Origin of the sequence: Mesorhizobium sp. M5C.F.Ca.IN.020.29.1.1 (assembly GCF_003997375.1) — a bacterium.
Taxonomy (GTDB): domain Bacteria; phylum Pseudomonadota; class Alphaproteobacteria; order Rhizobiales; family Rhizobiaceae; genus Mesorhizobium; species Mesorhizobium wenxiniae.
This window is the reverse complement of sequence record NZ_RZSW01000179.1, coordinates 1-10,903: the sequence shown is the minus strand read 5'-3', so window position 1 is coordinate 10,903 and position 10,903 is coordinate 1. Positions and strand designations below refer to the sequence as shown.

Sequence of the window (10,903 nt, the reverse complement as noted above, 5' to 3'; positions counted from 1 at the left end):
GCGCGATATCGCTCCGTGCGGCGCGGATCCGGTCGAGCAGCGTCAGATAATCCTTTGCCGTATGCCTGCGGTTCATCGCCTTGAGGATGCGGTCGGAGCCGGATTGCACAGGCAAATGCAGATAGGGCATCAGCGCCGGCAAGTCACGATGGGCGGCGATCAATTCGTCGTCCATGTCGCGCGGGTGACTGGTGGTGTAGCGCAACCGCGCCAGCCCGGGAATCTCGGCCAGCCGGAACAGCAGGCGGCCAAGACCCCATTCCTCGGTGTTTTCGCCCTCGCCATGCCAGGCATTGACATTCTGGCCAAGCAGCGTCACCTCGCGCACGCCGGCTTGCGCCAGCCGCTCGGCCTCGGCGACGATCTGCGCCACCGGCCGCGACACTTCCGAGCCTCTGGTATAAGGCACGACGCAGAAGGTGCAGAACTTGTCGCAGCCTTCCTGCACGGTCAGGAACGCGGTGACGCCGCGCTTGATGATCTCGGCGCGTTTCGGCTGCGGCAGGTGCTCGAACTTGTCCTCGATGGCGTAGTCGGTCTCGACGATCTTTTCGCCGCGGCGCACCCGTGCCAGCACGTCGGACAACCGGTGATAAGTCTGCGGGCCGATGACCAGATCGACGGCCGGCGAGCGGCGGATGATCTCGGAGCCCTCTGCCTGCGCCACGCAGCCGGCGACACCGACCAGCATCTCGCGGCCGGCCTGAGCCCGTTCGGCCTTCATCTCACGAATGCGGCCAAGTTCGGAATACACCTTCTCGGCGGCTTTCTCACGGATATGGCAGGTGTTGAGCAGCACCAGATCGGCCTCACCGATGGCGTCCGTTACCACATAGCCGTCGGCGGCCAGCGCATCGGTCATGCGCTGCGAATCGTAGACGTTCATCTGGCAGCCATAGGTCTTGACGAAGACCTTCCTGGTCGCGGCAGGTGGTACGACCGCACTTTCGGCCGCAGTTTCGATGTCGTCCCGTTCGATCGTGTTCAATTCCATCTGGCGGCTTCTAACGCCTTTCGCCGACAAAAAACAGACGATTCTGCCCTGCAGCGCCATGTGTCCTCTTGGACGCGCAAGACGCTGGAGCACTTGATTGGCGCAGTAGCTATTCCGGTTTACCGGCTCGGGCGCGGATCGGCGAGCGCCGCCTGCACCATATCACGCACCTGACTTTCCATCAGCCTTGCCGTTTCCTTGCGGCTGGAGCCCTTTGAAAAGGCGACCGGCTCACCGAAATGCACTTCGACATCGAGCCCGCCTTCCGCCATCAGCACCTTGAGATGCGGCATCAAATCCTCGTCACCGATCCAGGCGGCAATCGGCCGGTGCCTGCGGCCGAGCGGCACGCCATGCAGGCGCGTATAGACGATCGCCACCGGCTGGATGAAGACCGTTTCGGCCGCCCCTTCCGAAATTGCCATCGAGGCGGCGCCGAATAGCGTGCTCTTGAACGGCAAGATCATGTTGCCGTCGCCGGTCGACCCTTCGGCAAACAGCACCATGGCGTCGCCCTTGGCCATGCGGTTGGCGATCTCGCTCGCCTGGTCGCCCGACGAACGCTTGCGCTCACGCTCGATGAAGACAGTGCGCTGCAGCTTCGATAACATGCCGATCAATGGCCAACCGGCCATGTCAGCCCTGGCGATGAATTTCACGTCGACCATCGACCCCAGTACCATGATGTCGGTCCAGGAGATGTGGTTCGACGCAACCAATAGAGGGCGCTGGCTGGACAGGGTCCCATTGACATGGATGCGCATGCCCAGCGCCCTGATGATGAGCCGGTGCCAGATCTTCAGGACGAACGTCTCGCGCCAGAGCCCGGTCTTCATCGACAGGATCTGCAACGGCACGAGAATCAACGAGCCGACGACAACGAGGCCCAGTGCCAGGAAAATCCTGATTTTTCCGATCATTTTGCTCCAGGCCCTGCCCACGTATGGCCAGAGCGAAGTGCGTCCAATTGGACGCACAACGTACGCTCTAGCAATTTGAATCTGCGCTAGCGAAGATCGCGGCGCATGACAAGCGCGCCGGTCGGGCCGTGCTCGGGCGACCTGTAATAGTTGGGACGCTTGCCGACCTCGCGGAATCCCAGCCGCCGGTAGAGCGCGATCGCGGCAACGTTGGTCTCGTCGACCTCGAGGAAAAGCGCCTCGGCGCGTTGCGCGTGCAGTTCGCGCAGAACGGCATCCATCAATTGCCAGCCGAGCCCCTGGCGGCGATGGGAGCGCGCCACCGCGACAGTCAGGATCTCGCCTTCACCGGCAGCCAGGCGCGCCAGGACGAAGCCGACCGGCGGCTTGGCACCCTGTCCGGTCTCGCGCGCGGCATAGCCGAACACCGCGTCCTGCTCGAGCAGTGCGGCGAATTCGTCGTCGGTCCACGGCCGAACGAAATCCTCGCGATGCAGCACCGACATGGCCGCGCTGTCGGCAATCGTCAGCGGCTCGAGCGCAAAGTCCCTGCGGCGCGGCTGGAGGAAAGGAATGCGCATCAGGTTTTCTTCCCGGCTTTCTTCCTGGACAGGATAAAGCCGGCCTGCGGCTTGGCGTCAGCGCCGCGCAGATAGAGCGGTTTCGGCTTTTCGCCTTCAGCCTTTTTGCCGGCAGCTTGGCCGGCAGCCAGCCGGGCATAGACGGCGATGTCAGCCGTGGCACTTGTCGGGCCGATATCAAAGGCGCGCCCGGCCGAGGCGGCAATTTGCGTGGCAGCTGTGCCGGCCAGAACCGGAGAGAGATCTACCGCCATGGCGACGGATTGCGAAAGCGTGGTCACGGCCGGACCATAGCGCAGAACCGATACTTCGTCGTAAAGCGCGGCGTGGATCTCGTCGCGCCCGGCCTCGAGCGCAGCCAGCACCGCGCGGCCGGGAAATGTCTCTTTGGCTTGCGCCGCCAGCGCTTCCAGCGTCGTCACCCCGATTGCCGGGATTTTCAGCGCCAGCGCAAGACCCCGCGCCGCCGAGACGCCGACGCGCAGGCCGGTGAAGGAGCCCGGACCGGTGGAGACAGCGATGGCGCCGACGCCGGCATAGTCGGTTCCGCCGATCTTCAACGCCTCATCGATGACGGCCATCAGATGCTCGGCATGGCCCTTGCCGAGATCGAACACCGAACGGCCGAGCTCCTTCCCGGCCGCCGCGTCGTAGACACAGGCGGCGCAGAGATTGGCGGCACAGTCGATGGCGAGCAACTTCATGAGGCGGCCGGTTGGAGCACCCACTTGGGCGCAGGGGTTCGAAAAACAATTTCCCTGTGCCTGCCATGGCTCATCGCCGCAAGGGGATAATGCATAAATCGTTTGGCGGCTTTGCTTCGACCTCGCCTGTAGGCGGTAACCTCTAGCGAACGGACCGTCAGGGAACCGGTGCCGGACGCGCCTATTCGGTCTCCTCGATGCGCAGCATGTGATTGTCCCAGACATAGCCCGGCTCGGACCGTGTCGCGCCGCCGGCTTCGAGGATTTCGCCGGTGCCAGTCGTCGCCATGAAGCTCGGCCCGTCGGGCGCCACGCCGCAGACCTCGGCCAATGCGCTGGTGGCGACGATCCGGCCGCTGGCCGCATCGATCACGGCCAGCGAATTCCCTTCCGGCGAGGACACCGCGACAGTGCCGGCTGCGGGATTGGCGGCGACCGAGCCGATATAATTCCTGAAGCCGGAGAGCACGTCCTGCGGCATGTCGAGCAGTTGCAGATCCTTGCCGCGCGCGGCGCGGCCGACCAGCAGCGGACGATCGGTGCCCGGCCCCCTGTACTGGCAGCCGAACCAGACCGTGCCGGATTTATCGGCAGCCATGTGACGGATCGACAGCTGGTGCAGCTCCGGCGGCAGTTCGTGCTTTTCGAGAAGGTCGCCGGTCAGGCGGTCGACCAGCACATAGGATGGCTTCATCGTCGCGATGTTGAGCTCGGCGCGGCCGTAATCCGGATGCGTCTCGATGCCGCCATTGGCGACGGCAATCGTCCTGCCGTCGCCCAACAACAGAAGCTCGTGCGAACCCATGCCGTAGGTCGGGAACTCACTGATGCGCTTGAATTTCGCACGCGCGTCATAGACACCGACCACACCGGCGGCATTGTCGAAATCGTTCTCGGTGGCGTAGAGCAGCGCACCGTCGGTCGAAAACACGCCGTGACCGAAGAAATGCCGTCCACTGACGCTGGCAATGGTCCGTGGTTCGTCGCGACCTGTGTGGTCGAAGACCACGGCGAAGGTGCCGGGCTGCCTGGCAAAGACCACGGAGCGCTTCGACACCGGATCGAAGGTGACGTCGTGACCGCGGGCGGGAAGGTCGATGGCATGCAGGACCTTGCCGGCCTCGGACAGGATGGCCGCGCCATAGCTGCCGTCACGCTTGACGAAAGCGGTGGCGAAGACGGCGTCGGCCGCAAGTGTCTTCGCCCATGCGGACGGCGTCATCGCGGCAACAAAGCCTGTCCCGGCGGCCCTGAGGAAATCACGGCGATCGATCAGCGGCGTCTTCAGGATGCGATCTCCGTTCGAGCATGATCTTGTCCAAAAGTCTGCAACTTTTGGGGTGATGCTCGGTTTCTTTGCCGCATGATCTTGTCCAAAAAGTCTGCAATGCTCAGTCTCCGTCGAGCGACGAGAAACCGGCGGTCAGGCCGAATTCGGCTGTCAGCCTGGTGCCGATCAGGGTCGACAGGCTGGATGTCACCAGCGAGAAATGGTCGAGCTTCTGGCGCAGCGCCGGGTCGGCGAGCGCCTTGTCGATCGGACCTCTGATGGCCGTGGCGTCGGCGGCCCCGTTGACGAGCTGGATGTGGATCGAATCTGCCATCCAGCGCGCGTCGGGCGACAGCGCTTCGCCAAGCTGCGAGGCCTGGAACAGCGCGTCCATGCCCGAAAGATTGCCGGTCAACGAGCGCGCGGTGTTTTGCGAGCGCCAGTAGATCGCCTGTTTCGGCTTGTCGGCTTGCGGATTGCTGCCCAAAAAGCCCTTTAGGCGCACGTCGCGCACCATTTCCAGCTCGTTGATGAAGACGCCGACCAGTTCGGTCACCACTTCGGTGCCGTCGCGGTAGAGCGCGTTTTGCGCTCCCGGATTGGCCCAAAGCGCGGCAAAACCGTCGGGCTTGTTCCAGGCGTCGTTGACCTCGGCGGCAATCGTTTCGATGTTGCCAGCGACGGCCGCGCCGTAAGCACAGCGATAGGGATCGTCCTTACCGGCGAGCCGCTCGGCGCTATCGCCGTAAAGCACGAACTCCAGCGCGCCGAGCCCTTGCATGGCGACGCTCTTTGTCGCCAGTTGGGCTGGATCGGCGGCGGTGCGATCTTTATTAGCCAGCGCCGCCTGGACCTGCCTCAGGCCGATGCTCTTGCGGTCCGGCCAGAACAGCATGCGCTCCAGCCGGTTGTTCTGCGTGATCGGTCCGATGCGGATGATCTCGACGACCGACCAAGCATCCACGGTGCCGGAGAATTCGGCGCGCGCCGCATCGAGATGATCCTGCGAAGGCGCGTCGCAAAGCCTGCGCATCGCCTTGGTCAGGCTGTCCGCATGCTCATGCAGCCGTGCATAAGCCGGGCGGACAAAGCCGTCGATGGCCTGCTGGATCACGTCGGAGGCCTTTGCCGCTGCGGATGCCGGCAACGCGCCGGCGAGGACCAGCGGGAGAACCAAGACAAGCGCAAGACGCTTCGACATCAGAACGACTCCAGGAATTTGACCAGTGCGTCGCGATCGGCCGCATCGGCGGCGGCAAAGCGGTCGCGCGCCTTCTGCCCCTCGCCGCCATGCCACAGGATCGCCTCGGCCAGGGTGCGCGCGCGCCCGTCATGCAGGAAGAAGCTGTTGCCGTTGACGGTCTGGGTAAGACCGCTGCCCCACAGCGGCGGAGTGCGCCATTCGCTGCCGGTAGCCTCGCCCACCGCTTGCCCATCGGCGAGACCCGGCCCCATGTCATGCAGCAGAAAATCGGAATAGGGCCAGATAAGCTGGAAGGCCTGCGCCTTGTTGGGCGTGCCGCGGCGGGTGACGAATTTCGGCGTATGGCAGGAAATGCAGCCCATGTCGTAGAACAGCTTCTTGCCGGCCAGCACATCGGGCTCGTCGAGATCGCGCCGCGCCGGCACGGCGAGGTGTTGCGAATAGAAGGTGACGAGGTCCATGACCGGCGGCGGCGCCTCGACCGGGCCGAGGCGCTCCTGCACGCCGTTGGGCATGGCAAGGCAGGTCTTTTCGGCCGCGGTGCAATCGCCCCAGTGGTTTGGCACTTCCGGCGTCGAAATGCCGATGTCACCGGCGAATGCGTCCGCCGCTTGCTGACGGATCGACGGCGTCTGAGCCTTCCAGCCGAAGCGGCCGAGCGTCAGTTCGCCGCTCTGGCCATCGCGCACGATGTTGGGCTTGCCGGAGATGCCGTCACTGTTCCGATCGTCCGGATCGGCATGGGCGAGAATGTCCGCCGGTGCGATCTGCTCGACCAGGCCGAGGCCGATCATCGGTGGCGTCATGCGCGGCGAAAGCGTCGTGTGCGGATCGAGCGGCCCGTTGGCAAGATCATCGACCGAATAGCTCGGCTTGCGCAGCCAAACCACGGTACCGTCCGGCAGCGTGACTTTCTGCTCCTGATAGTCGACACGCATCCGGCCTTCGCCCCGAAGACCCGGCACGGCCAGGTCCTGCAATTGCGAGCCGTAGACCGGATCGGGGAAGTTGAGCACCTTGCGGGCGGCCAGCGCTGCTCTCTCCTCATCGGTGCTCGCCTGCCGCGCCAGCCGCAGGAACATCGAGGTGGTACCGCTGTCGCCTTCCGGCGGACGACCGCGACCGTCCTTCAGATGGCAATTCTGGCACGCCCGCTCGTTGAATAGCGGCCCAAGCCCGTCCGACGCCTGCGTCGACGAGGGCGACGAAACCCAGTTCTTGCGGAAAAGGGCATTGCCGAGCTTGAAGGTGCCTTCTTCCTCGAAGGTGATATTGGCGGAAGATTGCGAGAAAGCGTCCTTGTTGGGATCTTTCCGTGACGTGCCGGCGCCGCCCTGCATCGGCTCGAACTGCTCGGGCTTGGAAAAATCCTTGGTCGGCCGGGTGATGGCGATGACGCGCGCCAGATCCTTCGGCGTCAGATCGGTACGACTGGTGGCGAGGCCCGCCGGTTCGGGCGCGCCGGCCATCGCCGAGGCCGTAAGTCGGACCACTACGGCAAGCGAAAGCCCGCGAAGCCAGCTGTATCGCGGGTTTTCCTGGGACGGCAGGCCGCAACCCTCGGCCCGCCGCAAACGGCGCAAGAAATCTAAGCGGCGCCGCATTCCCGCATGTCCCTATTCCGCTTCGTCGGCCGATGCGGCGTTGAGCTGGCCGTATTTTTCCTCGCCGATCGAGGCGAGCAGGTCGAGTTGCGTCTCGAGGAAGTCGATGTGACCTTCCTCGTCGGACAGCAGATCCTCGAACAGCTTCATCGTCACGTAGTCGCCTGCTTCGTCACAAATCTCGCGCGACCGTTTGTAGGCAGTGCGCGCGTCATATTCGCCGGCAAGATCGGATTCGAGCACTTCCTTGACATTCTGTCCGATACGCAGCGGTGCTACCGACTGCAGGTTCGGATGACCTTCAAGGAAGATGATGCGGGCCACGATCCGGTCGGCATGGTGCATCTCCTCGATCGATTCCGCGCGTTCCTTCTTCGCCAGCTTGGCGTAGCCCCAGTCTTCCAGCAGCCGGAAATGCACCCAGTACTGATTGACCGCTCCAAGTTCCAGAAACAGAGCTTCGTTAAGCCGCTCTATGATCTGCTGTTCGCCTTTCATGGGTTCTGCTCCCGTATTGGACGCGCAGGCCTCTGACGCGATCCAGGTGTGAAACGACATCCACGCCGCTCGCCTCCGAGCGGGCGTGGTAATTTTCGGTTACCCGAATGATCGTTTCGACCACATTTGGGAAGCAGCCGCAACAGCGACCACGCTTCTGCATGGCATGATAGATCTTCGCCGGCACGATAAGTTGCCAGGGATCCTGATCCAGCAGCCCGACGATCGTCTGCTCAATCTCCTTCTCGGTGATGATGTTGCAATGGCAGATCAGCATTATTTGCTCTGTATGGCTGACGACGCGTGCTCGGCGCCGTGTGGCTTATTTTCTCAATCGAACCGAAATCCTTTCCACTTTTTACGCGGACCTTCGGTTCGGGATCGTGCTCGAGGCTCTTGACGCCTTATTGGAACACCTTGTCTGGAGCATCGAGGCTGTCCGAGCCCTCGAAGGCGATGGCATTGAGTTTCAGGGTGCCGACGGCGCGTTCGATCGACTTGGTCTGGTCGACCAGCGCATCGATCGCCGCCTGGACTGTGGCGTTGCCTTCAATGTTGCCTTCGCCGATCTGCTGGTCATAAGCCTCGCCGCCAAGCGCCCGCGCCTTGATGGCTTCCATCTTGGCGACGGTGACATCGAGCTTGTCCGACAGTTCCTTGTCGATCGCCGGATCGGCATCCTTGACCATGTCGGATACCGCGGGGCCTTCGACGACGGTGCCGTCGAGGCGCGTGTAGCTGCCACGATAGGCGGCACGAATGCCGACGGCATCGTAGAGATGGGAATCGTAGGTGTTGTCGGAGAAGCAGTCGTGCTCCTCTTCGGGATCGTGCAGCAGCAGGCCGAGCTTCATGCGCTCGCCGGCAAGTTCGCCATAGGACAGCGAGCCCATTCCGGTGAGGATGGTCGAGATGCCTACTTTCGGCTCGCCATCGACAAGGCTCTTGCGGGCGGCGCCGCCATCCTTCCACTCGTTGACCATGTCCTGCAGATCGGAAACCAGAAGGTCGCTCGCCGACTTCAGGTACTGCGCCCGACGATCGCAATTGCCGCTGGTGCAGTTGGCGAGATCGTAGTCCGTATAGGGCCGTTCGCCCGCGCCCGGGCCAGTGCCGTGCAGGTCCTGGCCCCACAGCAGGAATTCGATAGCGTGGTAGCCGGTCGCCACATTGGCCTCGATGCCGCCGGCTTCCTGCAACGTGCCGGAGAGGAACTCCGGAGTAAGATTGGTGGCGTCGATCTTCTTGCCGTCGACCTCAATCGACTTGTTGGCGATCACATTGGCGGTGTAGAGCGCATTCGCATCCGACTCGGTGCCGTAGCCGGCAGCGACATAGTCGATCAGGCCTTCGTCCAGCGGCCAGGCGTTCACCTTGCCTTCCCAGTCGTCGACGATGGCGTTGCCGAAGCGGTAGACTTCGGTCTGCTGATAGGGAACACGCGACGCCTTCCAGGCCTCGCGGGCGGCAGTCAGCGTTTCCACCGAAGGCTTGGCAAGCAGCGCGTCGACGGCCTTGTCCAGCGCCTGCGCCGTCGTCAGCGAATCCTCATATTTGGCGAGCGCAATGTCGGAATAGGTCTTGATGACAGCGTTGGCATCGGTTTCCGCCTTGGCCGGCAGCACGAATATCGCCGCCGTCAATGCCGCCGTGGCGCCGATCGCGGCGAGCCTGCCATATCGTGCCGTGATCATCGCTCTCATGATTGTCATCTCCTCGGAATTCAGTGAAATGCCGGCGCCAAAGGCGCGTCGGCAGGCAATCGGCACCAAGGCAGGTCCATGGCATTGGCCGAGAAACAGGCCGCGGCATAGCGCGGTTTGCGGAAGAAAGACATCGAAATGCCTCCAATCGAAAGGGTTCAAGGCCCAGACATCAAAGGGATGCGCTTGACACGCAAGGTTCCATAAAGCGATGAAGGCGCCGGAAGTCAACCGATTTCAGAGAGAAAAGCCAATCGAAACAACAGTTTAGAATTATTCTAAACTGCAAGTGTCAACTTTAGCCGCATTTTAGCTTGTCGTCATTAACAGCACTATTGATGGACCGCCATTCCGGGTGCGACCCGCAAAGGTGGTCTTGCGGCGGGGTCAGACAATTGCCGCGTGGCGAGACGTCCTAGACTTGGACGAAGAATTGGGGATGAGGAAATTGGGGCTGCGATGAAAAACGGTGTGGTCATTGTCGGTGCGGGTCATGCGGGCGTGCAAGCGGCCGCCAGCCTGCGCGAGGACGGTTACGACGGACCCGTGATCCTCGTCGGCGACGAGAATGAACTGCCCTATCACAAGCCGCCGCTGTCGAAGACCTTCATCAAGGATCAAGAGGCCAAACCGCAGCCGCTGCGCGGCGAGGCCTTTTATACCGGCAGTACCATCGACTACCGGCCGGGCATCAGGGTCGACCGCATCGATGCCGGACGCAGGCTGGAGCTATCAGGTGGCGGCGTGCTGCCTTTCGACCGACTGATCCTGGCGACCGGTTCGCGGCCGCGAATCCTGTCGCTGCCGGGTTCGGAGCTTTCAGGCGTGGTGTCGTTGCGATCGCTCGCCGACGCGCGGCTGATCCGCGCGTTGAGCGCGCAGAGCGAGGATGTGGTCATCCTCGGCGGCGGCTTCATCGGACTGGAGATCGCCGCGACGCTCAAAGCGGCCGGCCGCGAGGTCACCGTGGTCGAGGCGGTCGACCGGCTGCTCGGCCGGGCAGTGGCGCCGGTCATCGCGAGGCACGTGCGGCAACGGCTGGAAGCGACTGGCGTGCGCATCCTCACCGGCACCACGATTGCGCGGCTCGAAGGCGAGAACGGCCATGTCTCGGCTGCGATCACCACATCCGGCGAGCGCCTGCCGGCGCAGATGGTCATCGTCGGTATCGGCGTCGTGCCGAATGTCGAACTGGCCCAGGCCGCCGGCATCCCAATCGCCAACGGCATCCGCGTCGACCAGCAGATGCGCACGTCGGTGCCTGAAATCCTCGCCATCGGCGATGCCGCCTCCTACCGGCACTGGCTCACCGGCGGCGATGTGCGGCTGGAATCGGTGCAGAATGCGACCGACCAGGCGCGTCTTGCCGCGCGCACCATCGTCGGCCATGCGGACGCCTTTGCGGCGGTGCCATGGTTCTGGTCC

At 63.3% G+C, this 10,903-nt stretch carries 11 protein-coding genes; 1 reads left to right on the top strand and 10 read right to left on the bottom strand.

The features are described 5' to 3' along the window. The 10 genes from EOA85_RS16155 to EOA85_RS16110 form a co-directional block, all read right to left on the bottom strand. Positions 1–886 (bottom strand): MiaB/RimO family radical SAM methylthiotransferase (locus EOA85_RS16155; RefSeq protein WP_245485803.1); only part of this gene is annotated, 886 nt, incomplete at its 3' end. 227 nt (positions 887–1,113) lie between these two features. Further along, positions 1,114–1,914 (bottom strand): 1-acyl-sn-glycerol-3-phosphate acyltransferase, encoded by an 801-nt coding sequence (locus EOA85_RS16150; protein WP_127210298.1) that lies wholly within the window; start codon positions 1,912–1,914, stop codon positions 1,114–1,116. An 86-nt stretch (positions 1,915–2,000) separates the two neighbouring features. Continuing rightward, positions 2,001–2,495 carry a ribosomal protein S18-alanine N-acetyltransferase gene (rimI, locus tag EOA85_RS16145; RefSeq protein ID WP_065005897.1) on the bottom strand — a complete coding sequence of 165 codons (495 nt, stop codon included), beginning with the start codon at positions 2,493–2,495 and terminating at the stop codon, positions 2,001–2,003. Further along, a complete protein-coding gene (gene tsaB / locus EOA85_RS16140) occupies positions 2,495–3,199 on the bottom strand; it encodes a tRNA (adenosine(37)-N6)-threonylcarbamoyltransferase complex dimerization subunit type 1 TsaB (RefSeq protein WP_127210296.1) in 705 nt (234 codons plus the stop codon). Before tsaB ends, rimI begins: the two co-directional genes overlap by 1 nt. A 181-nt stretch (positions 3,200–3,380) precedes the next feature. Continuing rightward, positions 3,381–4,487, bottom strand: coding sequence for a DUF1513 domain-containing protein (locus EOA85_RS16135; RefSeq protein ID WP_127210294.1), 1,107 nt, complete (start codon positions 4,485–4,487; stop codon positions 3,381–3,383). Between the two features lie 103 nt (positions 4,488–4,590). Then, positions 4,591–5,670: an imelysin family protein gene (locus EOA85_RS16130; RefSeq protein WP_127210292.1), complete on the bottom strand. Its 1,080-nt coding sequence runs from the start codon at positions 5,668–5,670 to the stop codon at positions 4,591–4,593. Beyond that, complete coding sequence (locus EOA85_RS16125) at positions 5,670–7,277, bottom strand: di-heme oxidoredictase family protein (RefSeq protein ID WP_127210290.1); 1,608 nt, start codon at positions 7,275–7,277, stop codon at positions 5,670–5,672. The genes EOA85_RS16130 and EOA85_RS16125 overlap by 1 nt, the downstream gene beginning before the upstream one ends. Positions 7,278–7,289: 12 nt before the next feature. Continuing rightward, a complete protein-coding gene (bfr, locus tag EOA85_RS16120; RefSeq protein WP_065005900.1) occupies positions 7,290–7,775 on the bottom strand; it encodes a bacterioferritin in 486 nt (161 codons plus the stop codon). Beyond that, positions 7,741–8,052 (bottom strand): (2Fe-2S)-binding protein, encoded by a 312-nt coding sequence (locus EOA85_RS16115; RefSeq protein ID WP_065005901.1) that lies wholly within the window; start codon positions 8,050–8,052, stop codon positions 7,741–7,743. Before EOA85_RS16115 ends, bfr begins: the two co-directional genes overlap by 35 nt. Positions 8,053–8,179: 127 nt before the next feature. Beyond that, the gene (locus EOA85_RS16110) at positions 8,180–9,469 is read right to left on the bottom strand and encodes an imelysin family protein (protein WP_206523308.1); all 1,290 of its coding nucleotides are present in this window, start codon (positions 9,467–9,469) and stop codon (positions 8,180–8,182) included. Between the two features lie 468 nt (positions 9,470–9,937). Between EOA85_RS16110 and EOA85_RS16105 the strand changes: the two genes are divergently transcribed. Then, positions 9,938–10,903, top strand: a 966-nt coding sequence (locus tag EOA85_RS16105) for an FAD/NAD(P)-binding oxidoreductase (RefSeq protein ID WP_164759693.1), incomplete at its 3' end; no start/stop codon positions are given.